Source organism: Methylocystis parvus (genome assembly GCF_049675845.1).
GTDB lineage: Bacteria > Pseudomonadota > Alphaproteobacteria > Rhizobiales > Beijerinckiaceae > Methylocystis > Methylocystis parvus_A.
In genome coordinates, this window is sequence record NZ_CP187161.1 from 2,671,581 (window position 1) to 2,687,679 (window position 16,099).

Consider the following 16,099-nt stretch of genomic DNA (forward strand, 5'->3'; position numbering starts at 1 on the left):
CGTTCACAGGGAAACCGGGCGCGGCGGGCGCCCTCAGCGCAGATTCGCGGCGGACGGAACGGTCTTGGCGGAGGTGAGGTCCCAGCTCTTGTCGCGCAGCGGATCGAGGGCGGTGCCTTCCGAGGCGTCGAAGGCGCGCGGACGGGCGCGGGGCTGCGTGGTGGGCGCCATGGCGATGGGCGTCTCGGCGGCGGGCGCCGAGGCTTCCTCGGGCGAGACGCGGGCGCCGAGCGCGTCGGTCGGCAGCTCGTCCGAGCCCGCGGTGAGGCCGAGGCGGGCGGCGCGGGCCTTCTGTTCGGCGCGGCGTGCGGGCGAAACGGGATAGGCGGCGATGTCCGCCATCTCGTCCGGCAGGGCTTTGCCGTCGGCGCTTTCGCGGGCCATCATGTCCGGGCCGATCGCGCCGTCCTCGCCCTCGGCGCCCGCGGTCGGGGCGGCTGAAGCCAGCAGCTCGGCGTCGAAGCCGGCGCGGGATTTCGGCTGGGCGGCGTCCTGCGTGAAATAGGGCCGCGCGACGCGCAGCTTGGCGAGATGGCGCGCGGCGTCGGCGGTCGGGTCCTCATGGCCGCCAAGGAAGAAGGCGGCGCCGGCGGGCGAGAACTTGCCGAGACGGTGCGTCGCCCCGTGATCCGGCGCCATGGCGCGGCCCGCCGGATAATCCTCGCCCTGCGCATTCAGCGCCACGAGGCGGCCAATGGGGGCCTCGGTGCGCTTGTCGCTCTTGGGCGCGGCCGGCGGAACGGCGGCGGGAATGGACTGATCGATCCCGGCGGGCGGCGCCGCCTTGCGGTCCTGCTCGATCTTGCGCCAGCTCTGGACGTTGCGGGAATGCTGGTCGAGCGATTCCGCGAAGACATGACCGCCCGTGCCGTCCGCGACGAAATAGAGATCGCGCGTATTGGCCGGATTGGCGGTGGCTTCCAGCGCCGCGCGGCCCGGATTGGCGATGGGGCCCGGCGGCAGGCCGTCAATCGCGTAGGTGTTGTAGGGCGTCCACTTCTCGATCTCGGAGCGCAGGATGCCGTGGCCGAGCGTCGCCTTGCCGCCGACGAGGCCGTAGACGATCGTCGGGTCGGACTGGAGGCGCATGCCCTTGCGCAGGCGGTTCATGAAGACGGCGGCGACGCGCGGGCGCTCCTCGGGCTTCCCCGTCTCCTTCTCGACGATGGAGGCGAGAGTCACGAGCTCGTAAGGCGAGCGCAGCGGCAGGTCCTTGGCGCGCTTGTCCCAGATCTGCTGGAGAATCTTGCGCTGGTCGTCCTGCATCTTGGAGACGAGCTTGGCGCGTGGGAAGCCGCGCGGGAATTTATAGGTCTCCGGCAGCAGCGCGCCTTCCTTCGGCGTCTCCAGAATGTCGCCGGCGAGAAGGTCCGATTCGCGCAGCCGCTGGGAGATCTGCTCGCTGGTGAGCCCCTCGGGAATGGTGAGGCTGTGCATGAGCTGCTTGCCGGCGACGAGTTCGTCGATGACTTCGCGCAGGCTCGCTTTCTGCTTGAAGAGATATTCGCCAGGCTTGAGCTTGCTGCGCGCGCCCTCGACGAGCAGCGCGAAATTCATCAGGCCGGGACTGTCGATCACGCCTTCGCGCTCGAGCTGCGAGAGCATTTCCGGCACGTCGCTGCGCGGCGGCAGATAGACGATCTTGTCGGCGCCGAGCGGACCGGGCTCCTTCAGCTTGTGCAGCGTGGCGATGACGCCGAAGGCGCTGGCGACGAGGGCGACGAGCAGGAAGCTCAGAAAGCCGCTCATGGCCGAAAGCGTGCCGTCGCGGCGCTTCTTCTTTTTCGGCGGAGGGGCGGGCGGCGCCTCGGGCTGCAAGGTCTGTTGGCCGGTCGCGGCGCGCCGGCGGAAGAAGGACGAGCCGGCCGCCGGCTCTGGCGCCGGCTCCGTCGGTCTCGATTCGGGGGAAATCTCCGGCGCGGACGCTTTCGCAGGCTCGGCGGCCTTCAGTTCCACGGGCTTTGATTCGAGGGACTGGGATTCGGCCGGCTTGGGTTCCGGCGGCTTGGATTCCAGCTTGGCTTCGAGGGGTTTTGGCGGCTCGGCTTTCGGCGCTTCCATCTTGGGCGCCTCGCTTGCCGCGGGCGTCTCGACGGGCTCGGCGGCGTCGGCCTTTGCGGGCTCAGGCGTCGGCGCCTCTGCGGCGCTTTCCGCCTTCACGGGCTCGGCCGGCGATTCCGCTGGCGCGCTCCTGGCTGTTTCCGCTGGCGATTCGGGTTTCTTTTCCGCTTCCGGCGCTTTCGCCTCTTCGCTCGGCGTCACGCCGTTATCGCCCGTCTCGTCGCTCATAATCGTCATCACGCCAATCCGAATCGACCCCGATCCAAGCGCCCGAAGGGGCTTGTCGCCAACTGCTTACACTATTGGACATTGTGGCGAATTCAGGAACGGGCGAACATGGTTAACAGCCGCGCGCGCCGGGCGATACGCCTCGCCCGGCTCATCCCCTGAAAAATCCAGGCCGAGCTTGAGCTTAGCTCAGCTTTCGGAAGGCCAGCGACGCGTTGGTGCCGCCGAATCCGAAGGAGTTCGACAGAGCGATGTTGATCTCGCGCTGACGGGCGACCTTCGGCACGAGGTCGATGGCCGTCTCGACGGACGGATTGTCGAGATTGCGCGTCGGCGGCGCGGCGTTGTGCGTCATGGCGAGAATCGTGAAGACGGCTTCGACCGCGCCGGCGCCGCCGAGCAGATGCCCGATCGCCGATTTTGTCGACGACATGGAGAGGCGCGGCTCGTTATTGCCGATCAGCCGCTCCACCGCCTTCAGTTCGATCTCGTCGCCGAGCGGCGTCGAGGTGCCATGGGCGTTGACGTAATCGATCTCGCTGACCGGCAGGCCCGAGCGCTTCAGCGCCGCCTTCATGCAGCGATAGGCGCCGTCGCCGTCCGGGGTCGGCGCCGTGATGTGATAGGCGTCGCCCGACATGCCGTAGCCGATCAGCTCGGCGTAAATCTTCGCGCCGCGGGCCTTGGCGTGCTCATATTCCTCGAGCACGACGCAGCCGGCGCCTTCGCCGAGCACGAATCCGTCGCGGTCCTTGTCATAGGGACGCGAGGCCTCGGCCGGGCGGTCGTTGAAGCCGGTCGAGAGCGCGCGGCAGGCGGCGAAGCCCGCGACGCCGATGCGGTTGACCGGCGATTCGGCGCCGCCCGCGACCATGACGTCGGCGTCGCCCATCGCGATGATGCGCGCGGCGTCGCCGACGGCGTGGGTGCCGGTGGCGCAGGCCGTCACCACGGCGTGGTTCGGCCCCTTGAGGCCGTGCAGAATGGAGACGTAGCCGGCGACGAGATTGATGATGCGGCCGGAGACGAAGAAGGGCGACACGCGGCGCGGGCCCTTTTCCTTCAGCGTGATCGAGGTCTCGTAAATGCCGCCGAGGCCGCCAATGCCGGAGCCGATGAGAACGCCGGTGGTTTCCTGCTTCTCGGGCGTGTCGGCCTTCCAGCCGGCGTCCGCGAGCGCCTGCGTCGCCGCGGCGACGCCGTAAACGATGAAGTCGTCGACCTTGCGCTGCTCCTTGGGATCGAACCAGTCGTCCGCATTGAAGGAGCCGTTCGAGCCGTCGCCGCGCGGAATCATCGCCGCGATCTGGCAGGCGAGGTCCGCCGTCTCGAAAGTGTCGATGCGGCGGAAGCCGTGTTCGCCGGCGACGAGACGCCGCCAATTCGTTTCAACGCCGCAGCCCAAAGGGGACACGACGCCAAGGCCGGTGACGACCACCCTGCGCATGACTTGCTCTCGAATTTTCTGTGTAACGGATACGAGCCGCCCGTCGACGCTTCGCCGGGCGGCGTGACTCAAAGAACGCGCCGTCCCGCGGCGCGCTTCTCCCGAGCGTTGCTTAGGCGGCCTTGGCCTTCTCGAGGAACTTCACGGCGTCGCCGACCGTCACGATGGTCTCGGCCGCGTCGTCCGGAATCTCGACGCCGAATTCTTCCTCGAAAGCCATGACCAGCTCGACCGTGTCGAGCGAGTCGGCGCCCAGATCGTCGATGAAATTGGCCTTGTCGACGACCTTTTCGGGCTCGACGCCGAGATGTTCGACAACGATCTTCTTCACGCGCTCGGCGACATCGCTCATTGATTTAGTCCCTGTTGCTATGGTGCGCTCGCACCGATTCGGCGATGCGGGGCGACGCCCGCTCGCCGTATCCTCCAAAAGATTTCTTGTGCGCCGGCCGGCTTCCGAAGGCGGCGCGCGACGAAGCAGCGCTCGAGCCCTTGTCATACGGAAATACGGCGGCGCCGCCCCTCTCGCGGCGTCGGTCTGGTAACACACTTCGTTTTCCTTGGCGAGAGGGCGGGAGGCGCCCCGCGCCGCGAAAAACCGAAGCGCCCGGCGGCGCGGAACGACGGCGAAAAGCCGCAATTCGCGCGCGCCTGGGAAACGCCGTCAGATCATGGCCATGCCGCCGTTCACATGCAGCGTCTGGCCGGTGACGTAGCCCGCTTCCGCGCTCGCCAGATAAACGACCGCGGCGGCGACGTCGGCGCCCGCGCCGAGGCGCCCGGCCGGCACGACGGAGAGGATCTTCTCCTTCTGCGCGTCAGTCAGCGCGTCGGTCATCGGGGTCTCGATGAAGCCGGGCGCGATGCAGTTCACCGTCACGCCGCGCGAGGCGACTTCGGCCGCGAGCGACTTCGACATGCCGATCATGCCCGCCTTGGCGGCGGCGTAATTGCCCTGGCCCGGATTGCCGGTGACGCCGACGATCGACGTGATGCCGATGATGCGGCCGAAGCGCTTCTTCATCATGCCGCGCAGGACCGCGCGGGAGAGGCGGAAGGCCGAGGTCAGATTGATGTTGAGGACGGTGTCCCAGTCCTCGTCCTTGAGGCGCATGAACAACATGTCGCGGGTGACGCCGGCGTTGTTCACGAGAATGTCGACGCCGCCCATCGCGGCCTCCGCCGCCGGGACCAGCTTCTCGGTGTCTTCCTTGTCGGCGAGATTGCAGGGCAGGACATGGGTCGCGCCGCCGAGTTCGGCCGCAAGCGCCTCGAGCGCCTCCCGGCGGGTGCCGGAGAGCGCCACCGTCGCGCCCGAATTGACGAGCGCGCGGGCGATATCCTTGCCGATGCCGCCGCTCGCGCCGGTAACGAGCGCCGTCTTGCCAGACAAATCGAACATTCTTTTCCTCCGTCTCCGCATGCCGCTGCATGCGGCTGCCCGTTTCCGCGCCTCCTTTACCCGGAAATGCGAAAATTGCGAGGCCCTGCGCCCTTGGCGGCGCCAAAGTAATGGCCGGGAATCATCTCGCGAGGCCACCAGGACCGCGCTGGCGCTCCCTGCGAAGCTGGTGCGACCACGCGGCGAGCATCTGGCGGCAGGCCATGGCGCCACGTTTGCAAGTTCCTAACAAATATGAAAAAATTATGGCTAAGATACTGTTAAGACGTGACGTTCCAGTAGTGGCGCCTGTGCAACACCGTCGGAGTTTCGGCCGCGGGGAGCCGGAATTTACCTTCTGTTGGTTGCTTCGCGCCGCGACATTGAACACAGTCCGACCGCTTGGGGTCCGCATCGCGTCATTACGCCCGCCAAGTCGGGGCAGATGCGGGTCATCGAATTCTGACTTGAGCAAAGGGTTACGACATGAAGACCACTCTTTCCGCTATCGCTATGGCGGCCGCGCTTGCGGCTGGCGCGGCGCAGGCCGCGGACCTTCCCTCCCGCAAGGCCCCCCCGCCGGCTTACATTCCCCCGCCGCCGGTCATGACCTGGACCGGTTTCTACGCCGGTCTGAACATCGGCGGCGGCTGGCAGGACCAGACCTCCTCGAACGTGTGGTGGGGCAACAACTCCAACTCCGGCGGCGTCGTCGGCGGCGGCCAGCTCGGCTACAACTATCAGTTCTCGCCGTGGCTCGTGGTCGGCGTCGAGACCGACTTCCAGGGCACCAGCATCGGTGGCGGCGGCGCCAACAACAACTGGGCGATCGCCTGGGGCGGCTTCGGCGGCTCGACGGCCTCGATCAACTGGTTCGGCACGGTTCGCGGCCGCCTCGGCGTGACCTTCCCGGGCATGCCCACCCTGCTGATCTACGGCACGGGCGGCTTCGCCTATGCGGACGTGCAGCGTAACCTGTGGTGGAACAACAACAGCGCCGTTCAGACGGGCTGGACCGCCGGCGGCGGCGCCGAGTGGATGTTCATGCCGAACTGGTCGGTCAAGGCCGAGTACCTCTACACCGACGTCTCGGGCGGCAACCAGAACTGGGCGTTCAACCCGGGCATCGGCCTGAACAACGTGAACAATCACACCCGCTTCCACACGGTGCGCGCGGGCGTGAACTATCACTTCAACTTCGGCTCGGCCGCTCCGGTCCTCGCCAACTACTAATCGATCGTCGATCGAGGACGGAAAGCCCGGCCTTGCGGCCGGGCTTTTTGTTTTGGAGCGCTTTCCGCAGAAGCGGAAAGCGGTTAGGGGCGAGACAGCGCGTCGCGACAAAAAGCTGGAGTTAGAACGCCCGGTAGGCGTCGAGATCGGCCGGGGCGCCGACGGAGACCGCGGTCGCGCCGGGGGCGATGCGCTTCAGGAGGCCGGCAAGCACCTTGCCCGAGCCGCATTCCACGAATTTATCGACGCCCTGCGACGCGATATAGGCCACGCATTCGCGCCAGCGCACCGCGCCCGTCACCTGCTCGACGAGGAGCTTGCGGATCGTTTCCGGATCCGTGACGGGCTGGGCGGTGACATTGGCGACGACCGGGACTTGCGGCGCCGAGATGGAGGCGGTCGCAAGCGCCGCGGCCATGGCGTCGGCGGCGGGCTGCATCAGCGCGCAATGGAAAGGCGCGGAGACGGGCAGCAGCACGGCGCGCTTGATTCCCTTCTCCTTCGCGATGTCCATCGCCTTTTCGACGGCGGCCTTTGCGCCGGAGATCACCACCTGCCCGCCGCCATTGTCGTTCGCCACCTGACAGCAGGCGGAAAGCGCGGAAGCCGCCTCGCCGGCGATCTCCTTCGCCTGGTCGACCTCGGCGCCGAGCAGCGCCGCCATGGCGCCTTCGCCGACCGGCACGGCCTTCTGCATCGCGTCGCCGCGAATTCGCAGCAGCTTCGCCGTGTCGGCGATCGAGAGCGCCCCGGCGGCGGCGAGGGCCGAATATTCGCCGAGAGAGTGGCCCGCGACGAAGGCCGCGTCCTTTGCGAGATCGAGCCCGCATTCGGTCTCGAGCACGCGGATCGTCGCGAGCGAGACGGCCATCAGCGCCGGCTGGGCGTTGGCCGTCAGCGTCAGCTCATTCTCCGGCCCTTCGAACATGAGCTTCGAGAGCGGCTGCGAGAGCGCCGAATCAATCTCCTCGAAGACCGCGCGCGCGGGCGCGAAGCTTTCGGCCAGCGCCTTGCCCATGCCCACCGCCTGCGAGCCCTGACCGGGGAAAATAAATGCCTTCGCCATGCGCAACCGCCCTTTCCTTTATGCCGTTTCGCGCCGCGAGTGGCATTGGCGGGCGCTGCGTGTCAAGTTTGCGCAGGGTCGCGGGCCGCGTCGCGAAGGGGTCTGCGGCGCCCGGGCGAGATCACATGCGGGCCGCGGCGTGAACCGCATCGAGGCTGGCGCGCAGCGCCTTCGCCAGTTTCACCGCGTCGTCATGCGCCCAGAAATGAACGAAGAACAGCCGCGGCTCATCGTCGAGCGTGTGGTTGTGCAGCGCCGTGACTTCGATCCCGCTCGTCTCGAGAGCCTTGAGCAGCGGCTCGACTTCCCGCGCCGTCGCCACGAAGTCGCCGGTGATCGCGGCCTTTCCGTCTCCGGTCGGCTGGAAGTTGACGGCGTTCGCGACGCCCATGGCGGGCGCGACGGTCGCACCGCCCATCCTCACCTGCTCGGCCTTGGGGATGCCGAACTGATAGATCCCGCCATTGTTCTTGCCCTGGAAGCCGAGCGCTTCGTCCACTTGCGCCGTGTCGAAGTCGATCTTCGGCGGCTCGCCGGCGGGGACGGCGGCGGTTTCGAAGGGCGTCTTCGTCTGCGAGAGCGCGTCCCGCACCGCCTTGGCCAGCTTCGCCGGATCGCCATGCCCGCCGACATGCATGTAGAAGGTCGCAGGGCTGGCGCGCAGAAGGTGATTATGGACGCCCGTGACCGAGACGCCGTTCGCCAGCAGCGCCCGCATGACCGGGGTCACTTCGTTCTCGGTCAGGACGAGATCGCCCATCATCATGGCGCCCTGTCCCGAAGGCTCGAAGGCGATCCAGCCGCCGAGCGCCAGACCCGGCTTGATGTCGACGCCGTCCAGGGTCACGCGCAGGTCGCTGCGCGGAAGGCCGTATTTGTGCACGGTCCCGGCGACGGCGGGCTTCTTGCCGATGGCGGCGTCGACCTGCGACCAGTCGGTTTCCGCCATGGCGAGCGGCGGGGAAAGAAGCAGGGCGGTCGCGGCGAAAATGCTGAGGGCCGTCTTCATGTGCATTTCCTTTCGGTTCAAAGCGCCCCCGCGAGGAAGAGACCCATCCCCGCGAGGCAGGTTCCCCCCAGTGTTTGAAGCATCCCGATCCGGAATCGGAAGATCGCGACGGCGGCGGCGGCCGAGAGCGCGAGGCTCCAGAAATTGACGCTTTCGAGAACCGGCCTGTCGAAGGCGAGCCCGTAGCCGCGGACGGCGACGGTCTCGCGGAAGACGGCGTGGATGGCGAACCAGATGGCGAGGTTGAGAATGACGCCGACCACCGCGGCGGTGATCGCCGCCAGTGCGCCGGACAGCGCCCTGTTCGCGCGGACCTTCTCGATGTAGGGGCCGCCGAGGAAGATCCAGAAAAAGCACGGCGCGAAAGTCACCCAGGTCGCAAGGAGACCGCCAAGCGCGCCCGCGAGCAGCGGGGGCAAGTCTCCGGGCGCGCGGAAGGCCGCCATGAAGCCCACGAATTGCAGCACCATGATCAGCGGGCCGGGCGTCGTCTCCGCCATGCCGAGACCGTCGAGCATCTCGGCGGGCGCGAGCCAGTGATAGGTTTCGACGGCCCGTTGGGCGACATAGGCGAGCGCCGCATAGGCGCCGCCAAAGGTGACGACGGCCATTTTGCTGAAGAAAACCGCGATCTGGGAAAAGACGTCATCCGGGCCGGCGGCCATCAGGATGGCGGCGACGGGAACGAGCCAGAGCGCCAGCCAGATCAGGCTGACCCGCAAGGCCCGCTTCGCGGAAGGCTGCGCGTGAGCGGGCGTTTCATTGCCGAGAAGGCTTTCGCCGTCGGCATGGTCAGCTCCGTGTCCGAACGCCGCGAAGGCGGCGTTCCCGCGCACGGCGCCCACATAGCCGATCATGGCCGCCGCAAGGACGATGGCGGGGAACGGCGCGGCGAAGAAGAAAATCGCGACGAAGGAAGCGGCGGCGAGAGCCCGCATCTCCAGCGATTTCAGACTGCGCCTGCCGATGCGGAAAACGGCTTCGACGACGATGGCGAGGACGGCGGCTTTCAGCCCGAAGAACAGCGCGCCGACAATCCCGACATTGCCCCAGAGCGCATAAATCACGCTCAGCGCCATGATCGAAACTACGCCGGGAAGAATGAACAGACCCCCGGCGATGAGCCCGCCAATGTCCCGATGCATCAGCCAGCCGATATAGGTCGCGAGCTGCTGGGCCTCGGGTCCGGGCAAGAGCATGCAGTAATTGAGGGCGTGCAGGAAGCGGCTTTCGGGAACCCACTTCTTCTCGTCGACGATGATCCGGTGCATCGCCGCGATCTGTCCGGCTGGCCCGCCAAAGCTCAGCATCGCCACCCGCGCCCAGACGCGCGTCGCGTCGGCCAGCGACACGCCATGCGCGTCCGGCGAAGGGCTCGGCGCCATGCGTGCGTGCGGATCGTCGTCGGTTATGTCGGGAATTTCAGCCATGCCTCTAGCGCCCCAGGAAAAAGGGTGACGCGATGCTTGGGCATGTCGCCTAGCGGGGAGATCGCTTCCCCATCGGCGAGGAAATTGCCGTTGGGGGCATGAAAGTCAAGCGGGGCGGAAGCGCCCCTTCCGGCCATAGGGATGCGGCCGGGCAGGCGTTATAGTTCCCGTTCGGATCTGGCTGTTTCTCAAAGAAGCAATTTCGGGGGCTTTCGATGCAGGACAAAACTGTGGTCTGCCATTGCGGGACCGGTTTCAGCCGGCGACGGACTCTCGCCGGCCTTGCTTGCGTCGCCGTCGACGCCGCGTTCGGGCCCGCCTCGGCGAAAGCGGTCCTTTCGCCTTCGCGCGCGGAGGATGAAGGCTTCATGCGGCTGGCGCTGGCGGAGGCGGCGAAGGGCGACTTCCCCTTCGGTGCCGTGATCGTCCGCGATGGGAAGGTCGCGGCGACCGGCCGCAATATGGGGATCAGGACTAACGACCCGACGGCGCATGGCGAGGTGGTCGCGATCCGCAATTTTTGCGCGTCCCATCCGGCGGGCGAACTCAAGGGCGCGACGCTCTATACGACGGGCGAGCCCTGTCCGATGTGCATGGGCGCGATTCTCTGGAGCGGTTTCGCGCGCATGGTTTACGCCGCGTCCATCGAGCAGCTCTCGACGAAGATCGGGCAGATCATGACGCCGAGCCGCACGCTCGCCGAGGCCGCGCCCTTCGAGACGATCGACATTACGGGCGGCGTGCTGGCGGCGGAGGCGCTGGCGCTGTTCAAATAATGCATCGAACCACCAAGGCGGCCTCGCCCTTCGAGACGCGAGCTCCCCTGGATGAGGCCCAAGTGGTTCACCCACAAAGAACGCCCTTCCGGTGAGAAGCCTGCGCAGCAGGCGTCTCGAAGCACGAGGGGCGTCGGCGCAAAAAGTCGAGTGCGCCTGATGTGTGCGTGACGAGTGAGCCGCTCGCCCCCGCCCTCAGCTCTTGGCGGCCTTTGGCGAGGGCGAGCGCGCGTCAGGGCCGATGGGTCGTTTCCGAGGAGACCTCGACCATGACCTCGTTGCGCCGGTTCCAGGGCAGCGTCCAGGGCGGGTCGTAGAAGGCGTATTGCGCGGCGCCCTTTGCCGCGAGTCCCTGCGCTTTCAGATGCGCGCGCAGCTTCACTTCATTCGCGGCGAGGTCCGCGTCGTCGGCGACGCCGGAAAAGCGAATCGCCGCCATGCGCTTTGCTGGCGTTTTCGCCAGCGTCACGCTCGCATTATTGGGGCGCGGCAGGCTCGCCATGCTGTGTTCGGCTGGCATGGTGAAGCGCACTTTCCATTGCCCGCCCTCGCGCGTCTGGCCGACAGGAGCCGTCATGGCGATCTTTTCCCCGGCGACCTTCTCGCCCGCGGGCTCCTGCGCCACGGGCGCGGTCATCGCGATTTTCTGTTTGGGCGCATTGTCGCCGAAGATGTAACCGGCGAGGCGGCGGAAGCCTTCATTGATGGCCGCGTCGCGCTCGCCGGCGACCGTCGTCTCCGCGACGATCTGCGGCGCGTAGTCGCGAATCTCGACGTCTCCGGCCGAAGAGACGACCCGATATCGCGCATGCTCCACGTCGGAATCCGCCAGCGCAGGACCAGCGACGGAAAGACCGGCGAGGATGGCGAGAAAGCGCCGCATTGCCCACTCCTTCTCTTCTCTTGCGCGAGAAAGTGAGGCGGGGCGGTGCGGCGGAACAGGTTAAAGGGCGCCAATGAGGGGTGGATTTTGGCCAGCACTGCGCGGCAGATGCTAACGAGCATCTGTCCGTGCCGCGCGCTTCGTCGATTGCGGGTTATACTATAGTCATTGTGCAGTCCGAGTGTCCCGCTGGTGACGCCTTAGGATCTATGCGGATTTAATTGCCTCTCTCGCCATCCGCATTTTTTCCCCCGGAATGCCCTCGCCTCGAAGGAAGGCGCCAAAGTGCCTATTCCCCTTGGATGGATGGGAGACATGCACGAACATCACGCCGCCGGCGCTGTAAGCGACATCATTGATCTTTCGAAGGCTCCCCCGCGAGCGTCCAACGACAGCGCGTAAGTGCTCAATGTAGGCATCCGTGTTTCCGAGCAGAACGACGCGTTGCGTTGCATCAGGTAATTTCCCAAGATGTTGATCAACGCACTCGGATGTGAATCCATAGCCCGCAGAACCCTCCTTGAAAGCAGGAATAACATTCGGGCTATCTGCCGTGTGGATGCGTTTCTTCCGGTCCATGCCCGTCAATGAGCACCGGACGACGCTGGCAAAAGCGTATTCCTGCTCGTCTCTGCAAAAACGCTGCTCGAAGGCGGTGACAGTTTCACCCTGCAGCAGCCCAACGGTCTGCAAGACTTGAAGCAATCTGCCGCGAATCCCCATGAACGCAACAGCATCGAAATGGCTGGTCGCGAAGGCATTAGATTGCGTGTTGCCCTTACTGACGCCGAGCACAAGGGTTGAGGGGGTCGAGCTGCCCCAGTGGCCCGGATCGCGCACCAGGCGAAACGGACCGGCTTCTTGAACGTTAGTTGTGACGTTCTTCCAGCATCTGTCGCAAGCCATGCGGCCGTGCGGAACAAGGTTTGCACAGGTTTGGTCGATTAATTTCATGCGGATTAGCACTTCTATTTGAGCAGTAACGATGATGCGAGGACTGCGGCCATCAGTGATGGCGATGACGTTTTGACGTGTGAGCCATTGTCACAACGCTGCCGTTGTCCCCGAGAATCGCGTATACCTTGAGCCAAGGCTCAACTATACGAAGGCCGCGCTCTCCGCCGAGGTAGTGTTTGAGACGCTTCCTTGCGGCCTTATCGAAAAGGAGCTTTTCAGCGCCCCCGCAACGGCGTTCACTTCCGCAAGCCTCCAGCAGTTCGATTATGAAGGTGGGGATCGCACGCTGCTGCCGGCGCGCTGCCGCGTGCACGCTGAGCTTCGTTGTCATCACTCGCCGCCTTTGCGCTTAGGGAGATCGCGGCGAAGAGCGACTTCAAGGGCCTTTCCCACAAACATCGGAACGTCGATGTTGAGTGCTGTCGCGAGAGTCGCGGCCGTTTCGCCGTCAAAGCGATATGTTCCATCGCACCATGCCTGCACCTGCTCTACCGACCAGCCAAGTTGCTTGGGGGCTTGATCGGGATTACCGAAGGCGGACCAAAGCAGTCTGCGCACAGTTTTTCCTAGGCCGTCAGCCGTTTTGAGCGCTTCAATATGCTCATGCAGAGGGTGGTCTTCGATCAGCCTCTCCGGTGAGGGGACGAAGCCTCGACGGCCCGATAGCCAACGCAGGGCATCTTCATGTGCAACTTTTACAGGCTTCGACCCTGGGATGGCGCGAAGCCCGTTTTCGTTCTTGTCAGAAAGGGCATTGCGAACTGCACCTTCGCTCATGTTCGCCAGCAGCGCTAATTCGCGTGTCGTGAGGTCGTCCCGGTAGTCGGACAATTCGAGCTTCGCACGTGCCCGCATTGCGTCAACCACAGTCTGGCACTTGCCGTCGGCGGTCATGAACTCATGCGTCTCGCCGCCATCTCCTCCCTGTCCACCAGCCCGGGGGGTCCCAAGCATGAAAGTATTCAGGTCCAGGATCATCTCCACGCCGAACCCGTCGAGAACACTTGGCCGGAAGGCATAGTCGTAGGCGGCCTCAAATGAGCCTGCGATTTGGAATCGCCCAAGGTCGACCCGCTTCGGCAATTTTCCGCCCTCGAAATCAGCGTCGCATGATCTTGCCAGCGAGCGCCCAGCGCCCCAAATTCCCCTTCCGCGATCTTGCGCAAAATCCGCCGCATGGGCAATCCCGGCGCGAACTGGATCAGTCGGGGGACGCGATCGGGCCGATTTCCTCGCGCACCCATTTGACCAGCTCCTTGCGCAGATGCTCGGTCGGATGCGCGCCTTCCATCAGCGTGACATAGGCGTAGATGCCCTGGCCCTTGAGGTCGTGCGGATAGCCGACGACCGCGGCTTCGGCGACTTTCATGCGCGACGAGGGCGCTTTCGATTTCGGCCGTGCCCATGCGATGGCCGGAGACGTTGATGACGTCGTCGACGCGGCCCAGTGATCCAATAGTATCCGTCGGCATCGCGGCGCGCGCCGTCGCCCGTGAAATACGTTCCGGGATAGGCAGAAAAATAGGTCTGCACGAAGCGGTCGTGATCGCCGTAGATGGTGCGCGACTGGCCTGGCCAACTGTCGAGGATGACGAGGTTTCCTTGCGCATCGCCTTCCAAGAGCTTGCCCTTGTCGTCAACGAGCGCCGGCTGCACCCCAAAGAAGGGCTTTGTTGCGGACCCTGGCTTCAGGGCGGTCGCGCCGGGCAGCGGCGCGATCAGGATGCCGCCGGTTTCGGTCTGCCACCAGGTGTCGACGATCGGGCAGCGGCCTTCGCCGACGACGTTGTGATACCACTCCCAGGCTTCCGGATTGATCGGCTCGCCGACCGAGCCGAGCAGCCGCAACGAGGCGCGGCTCGATTTCTTCACAAGCGCGTCGCCCGCACCCATAAGCGCGCGGATCGCGGTCGGCGCGGTGTAGAAGATCGTCCACCTTCCATGCTTGTCGACGACGTCCCAGAAGCGGGAGACGCGGACGGATAGGTCGGCACGCCTTCGAACATCAGCGTCGTCGCGCCATTGGCGAGCGGGCCATAGACGATGTAGCTGTGGCCAGTCACCCAGCCGACGTCGGCCGTGCACCAGTAGACATCATCGTCGCGATAGTCGAAGACGTACTGATGCGTCATCGAGGCGTGGACGAGATAGCCGCCCGTTGTGTGAACGACGCCCTTGGGCTTACCGGTCGAGCCCGACGTATAGAGAATGAACAGCGGATCCTCGGCGCCCATTTCCGCATAGGGGCAATCGGCGGAGACATGCTTCGCCTCATCCTGCAGCCAGAAATCGCGGCCGGGTGTCCAAGGAACAGGATTACCGGTGCGGCGCACGACGAGAACTTTCTCGTCGCCTTTGCCTTTCGTCAGTGCGGCGTCGCAATTCTTCTTGAGCGCGACGGGCTTGCCGCCGCGAACGCCTTCGTCGGCGGTGATGATGACGTCCGACTGCGCATCCTCGATGCGCCCCGCCAGCGCTGTCCGGCGAGAAGCCGCCGAAAACGACCGAGTGGATCGCGCCGATGCGCGCGCAGGCCAGCATGGCGTAGGCGGCCTCGGGATCATCGGCAGATAAATCGTACGCGGTCGCCCTTTTTCACGCCATGCTTTTTCAGGACGTTAGCGAAACGCTGTACCGAAGGATCGTCACCTTCCCAGATTCGTGAAGCTGGCGGTAAGTGATGCAGTTCATCGCTGTTCACTTTCGATCGAGGTTGTCGACGAAGCTCGTCCCACCTTTCGATGATCGCGATGCGCTGCGCCTCGCGCGCCCAGAAGGCGTGGGGGTCTTTCTGCGATTCGTCGTAAAGCGCGCGATAGGCCTCGTCGTCGATGGGTATGGGCGCCGCTATGACGGCCCCTGGATTGCTTCGTCGCTGACGCTCCTCGCAATGGCGGGCGGCGGCGCCTTCTCCTTCGCCGCCGTCGTCTCCCGCGCCAGCTCAACATTGTGCTGCATGCGCTGCATCATCAGCTTCATCAGATAAAAGCCGAATTGCGGGTTCTGCGCCGCGAGCTCGAGCAATTCGTCGTAGCGCACGCAGAGGAGCTCCACCTCGGTCGCCGCGATCACGGTGGCGGTACGGCGGTTCTCCTCCGTGAACAAGCCCATCTCCCCGAAAAAGGCGCCCGCTTTGAGCGTGACATTTGGTTCGAGCAGCAGGATCGCGCCTTTCACGATGATATAGGCCTCCTCCGAGAGGTCGCCCTTGCGGTGAAGCGTGAAGCCGGCGGGAAGCTTGATCGGCTTCATGTAAGGCCGCAGCCATTCGTAATCGAACTCGCCCTCGCCGGCCTGCTGCGTCGCGTGGCGCACGTCGAGAATCAGCCGGCGCATCTGGCGCAGGCGGAACATGTTGATCGGCGCCATGAGGGCGTTGAGCGCGAAGAGCGGGTAATAGCCCTTGAGGAAAAAGTAAGCCGCGAACAGCGCGTTCGCGGCGATGGCCGCGATGCGCAGCGGGATCATCGTGTTCGACACGAAGACGAACACGTTCGCCGCCGCGGCGAGATAGCCGATTGCTTCGACGAGCCAGTTTTGCGGGATCATTCGCAGCCTGAAAAATCTGCCCTTCGCCGCACCTTAGCGCGCTTTCACCCCACATGGAATCGGGGTGCGGAACCCCGCA

14 protein-coding genes and 1 pseudogene are annotated in these 16,099 nt (G+C 65.3%); 2 read left to right on the top strand and 13 right to left on the bottom strand.

From position 1 onward, the window contains the following. Positions 1-33 precede the first annotated feature (33 nt). From mltG to fabG, 4 genes are all read right to left on the bottom strand, one after another. On the bottom strand, positions 34-2,298 hold the full coding sequence (mltG, locus tag ACPFMJ_RS13895; RefSeq protein ID WP_424360571.1) for an endolytic transglycosylase MltG: 2,265 nt from the start codon (positions 2,296-2,298) through the stop codon (positions 34-36). Positions 2,299-2,473: 175 nt separating this feature from the next. Beyond that, complete coding sequence (gene fabF, locus ACPFMJ_RS13900) at positions 2,474-3,736, bottom strand: beta-ketoacyl-ACP synthase II (RefSeq protein ID WP_424360572.1); 1,263 nt, start codon at positions 3,734-3,736, stop codon at positions 2,474-2,476. Positions 3,737-3,848: 112 nt separating this feature from the next. Next, positions 3,849-4,088 carry an acyl carrier protein gene (locus ACPFMJ_RS13905; RefSeq protein WP_281799750.1) on the bottom strand — a complete coding sequence of 80 codons (240 nt, stop codon included), beginning with the start codon at positions 4,086-4,088 and terminating at the stop codon, positions 3,849-3,851. 312 nt (positions 4,089-4,400) lie between these two features. After that, complete coding sequence (fabG, locus tag ACPFMJ_RS13910; RefSeq protein WP_424360573.1) at positions 4,401-5,138, bottom strand: 3-oxoacyl-[acyl-carrier-protein] reductase; 738 nt, start codon at positions 5,136-5,138, stop codon at positions 4,401-4,403. Positions 5,139-5,603: 465 nt separating this feature from the next. On the opposite strand from fabG, the gene ACPFMJ_RS13915 reads away from it, so the two are divergent. Then, the gene (locus ACPFMJ_RS13915; protein WP_424360574.1) at positions 5,604-6,350 is read left to right on the top strand and encodes an outer membrane protein; all 747 of its coding nucleotides are present in this window, start codon (positions 5,604-5,606) and stop codon (positions 6,348-6,350) included. A 121-nt stretch (positions 6,351-6,471) separates the two neighbouring features. Here the strand turns inward: ACPFMJ_RS13915 and fabD are convergent, their stop codons facing one another. From fabD to chrA, 3 genes are all read right to left on the bottom strand, one after another. Beyond that, the gene (fabD, locus tag ACPFMJ_RS13920) at positions 6,472-7,416 is read right to left on the bottom strand and encodes an ACP S-malonyltransferase (RefSeq protein WP_424360575.1); all 945 of its coding nucleotides are present in this window, start codon (positions 7,414-7,416) and stop codon (positions 6,472-6,474) included. 121 nt (positions 7,417-7,537) lie between these two features. Then, positions 7,538-8,425 carry a DUF1259 domain-containing protein gene (locus ACPFMJ_RS13925; RefSeq protein ID WP_424360576.1) on the bottom strand — a complete coding sequence of 296 codons (888 nt, stop codon included), beginning with the start codon at positions 8,423-8,425 and terminating at the stop codon, positions 7,538-7,540. 17 nt (positions 8,426-8,442) lie between these two features. After that, complete coding sequence (gene chrA, locus ACPFMJ_RS13930) at positions 8,443-9,810, bottom strand: chromate efflux transporter (RefSeq protein ID WP_424363868.1); 1,368 nt, start codon at positions 9,808-9,810, stop codon at positions 8,443-8,445. Positions 9,811-10,070: 260 nt separating this feature from the next. On the opposite strand from chrA, the gene ACPFMJ_RS13935 reads away from it, so the two are divergent. Continuing rightward, positions 10,071-10,631 carry a nucleoside deaminase gene (locus ACPFMJ_RS13935; RefSeq protein ID WP_424360577.1) on the top strand — a complete coding sequence of 187 codons (561 nt, stop codon included), beginning with the start codon at positions 10,071-10,073 and terminating at the stop codon, positions 10,629-10,631. A gap of 232 nt (positions 10,632-10,863) precedes the next feature. On the opposite strand, the gene ACPFMJ_RS13940 is transcribed toward ACPFMJ_RS13935, so the two are convergent. The 6 genes and pseudogenes from ACPFMJ_RS13940 to ACPFMJ_RS13965 all read right to left on the bottom strand — a co-directional run bounded on the left by ACPFMJ_RS13940 (position 10,864) and on the right by ACPFMJ_RS13965 (position 16,020). Then, entirely contained in the window at positions 10,864-11,514 is a 651-nt protein-coding gene (locus ACPFMJ_RS13940; RefSeq protein WP_424360578.1) for an SOUL family heme-binding protein, read from the bottom strand. Positions 11,515-11,721: 207 nt separating this feature from the next. Further along, complete coding sequence (locus ACPFMJ_RS13945) at positions 11,722-12,468, bottom strand: hypothetical protein (RefSeq protein ID WP_424360579.1); 747 nt, start codon at positions 12,466-12,468, stop codon at positions 11,722-11,724. Positions 12,469-12,520: 52 nt separating this feature from the next. Next, the gene (locus tag ACPFMJ_RS13950) at positions 12,521-12,802 is read right to left on the bottom strand and encodes a hypothetical protein (RefSeq protein WP_424360580.1); all 282 of its coding nucleotides are present in this window, start codon (positions 12,800-12,802) and stop codon (positions 12,521-12,523) included. Then, complete coding sequence (locus tag ACPFMJ_RS13955) at positions 12,802-13,554, bottom strand: hypothetical protein (RefSeq protein ID WP_424363939.1); 753 nt, start codon at positions 13,552-13,554, stop codon at positions 12,802-12,804. The genes ACPFMJ_RS13950 and ACPFMJ_RS13955 overlap by 1 nt, the downstream gene beginning before the upstream one ends. Beyond that, positions 13,446-15,322: pseudogene (gene acs, locus ACPFMJ_RS13960) on the bottom strand (acetate--CoA ligase). The gene ACPFMJ_RS13955 and the pseudogene acs overlap by 109 nt, the downstream one beginning before the upstream one ends. Continuing rightward, positions 15,319-16,020 (bottom strand): Crp/Fnr family transcriptional regulator, encoded by a 702-nt coding sequence (locus ACPFMJ_RS13965; protein WP_424360581.1) that lies wholly within the window; start codon positions 16,018-16,020, stop codon positions 15,319-15,321. The pseudogene acs and the gene ACPFMJ_RS13965 overlap by 4 nt, the downstream one beginning before the upstream one ends. Between the last annotated feature and the right edge of the window lie 79 nt (positions 16,021-16,099).

Coding starts and splice junctions, on each gene's coding strand:
- ACPFMJ_RS13905 (WP_281799750.1), bottom strand. CDS start 4,088: ATGAGCGATGTCGCCGAGCGCGTGAAGAAGATCGTTGTCGAACATCTC.
- ACPFMJ_RS13935 (WP_424360577.1), top strand. CDS start 10,071: ATGCAGGACAAAACTGTGGTCTGCCATTGCGGGACCGGTTTCAGCCGG.
- ACPFMJ_RS13925 (WP_424360576.1), bottom strand. CDS start 8,425: ATGAAGACGGCCCTCAGCATTTTCGCCGCGACCGCCCTGCTTCTTTCC.
- fabF (WP_424360572.1), bottom strand. CDS start 3,736: ATGCGCAGGGTGGTCGTCACCGGCCTTGGCGTCGTGTCCCCTTTGGGC.
- ACPFMJ_RS13945 (WP_424360579.1), bottom strand. CDS start 12,468: ATGAAATTAATCGACCAAACCTGTGCAAACCTTGTTCCGCACGGCCGC.
- ACPFMJ_RS13950 (WP_424360580.1), bottom strand. CDS start 12,802: ATGACAACGAAGCTCAGCGTGCACGCGGCAGCGCGCCGGCAGCAGCGT.
- fabG (WP_424360573.1), bottom strand. CDS start 5,138: ATGTTCGATTTGTCTGGCAAGACGGCGCTCGTTACCGGCGCGAGCGGC.
- ACPFMJ_RS13940 (WP_424360578.1), bottom strand. CDS start 11,514: ATGCGGCGCTTTCTCGCCATCCTCGCCGGTCTTTCCGTCGCTGGTCCT.
- mltG (WP_424360571.1), bottom strand. CDS start 2,298: ATGACGATTATGAGCGACGAGACGGGCGATAACGGCGTGACGCCGAGC.
- ACPFMJ_RS13915 (WP_424360574.1), top strand. CDS start 5,604: ATGAAGACCACTCTTTCCGCTATCGCTATGGCGGCCGCGCTTGCGGCT.
- chrA (WP_424363868.1), bottom strand. CDS start 9,810: ATGGCGCCGAGCCCTTCGCCGGACGCGCATGGCGTGTCGCTGGCCGAC.
- ACPFMJ_RS13965 (WP_424360581.1), bottom strand. CDS start 16,020: ATGATCCCGCAAAACTGGCTCGTCGAAGCAATCGGCTATCTCGCCGCG.
- fabD (WP_424360575.1), bottom strand. CDS start 7,416: ATGGCGAAGGCATTTATTTTCCCCGGTCAGGGCTCGCAGGCGGTGGGC.